The organism is Rhizobium sp. BR 362 (assembly GCF_036528765.1).
Classification (GTDB): Bacteria; Pseudomonadota; Alphaproteobacteria; order Rhizobiales; family Rhizobiaceae; genus Rhizobium.
This window is the reverse complement of the sequence record NZ_JARWGH010000106.1, coordinates 1-517: the sequence shown is the minus strand read 5'-3', so window position 1 is coordinate 517 and position 517 is coordinate 1. Positions and strand designations below refer to the sequence as shown.

2 pseudogenes are annotated in these 517 nt (G+C 54.0%); both read left to right on the top strand.

What is annotated here, in order from left to right:
- Window positions 1-229: pseudogene (locus QDY28_RS30960) on the top strand (IS630 family transposase); the annotation flags it as partial.
- A gap of 168 nt (window positions 230-397) precedes the next feature.
- A pseudogene (locus tag QDY28_RS30955) lies at window positions 398-517 on the top strand (IS110 family transposase); the annotation flags it as partial.

Genomic DNA, 517 nt, shown 5'->3' with positions numbered 1-517 from the left:
CCACCACACGCCGAAACACGCAAGTTGGCTGAATATGGTCGAGATCGAGATTGGCGTTTTGAAAAGCCAATGCCTCGACCGCAGGATCGACGACAAACACAGGATGATTGCAGAGATCAATGCTTGGCAGCAGCAGAGAAACGCGCAAAGGGCACAAATCCAATGGATGTTCACCACCGAAAAAGCCCGTGAAAAACTCCACAAGGCCTATCCAGTCAAAGAGTCATAATCTCTGTGGAGGGGTACTAGAGTGAAGCAAGGCACCAAAATTGACCGTTAGATGGTGTAACGGGCGGATCCCAGCCAGGCGAGTTTGAAGGCTTGGTGGTCGTCCCTCACAATGATGGTGTCGCGGAGTCAGGAGTGGCCTGCTCCATAGCATCACGGAGAGACGACCATGAAGCAGTATGCCGGAATCGATGTCTCGTTGGAATACTCGAGTGTGTGCGTGGTGGATGCGGATGGCCGCATCGTGCGCGAGGCAAAGGTCCACAGTGAACCCGATGCGCTGATCGCC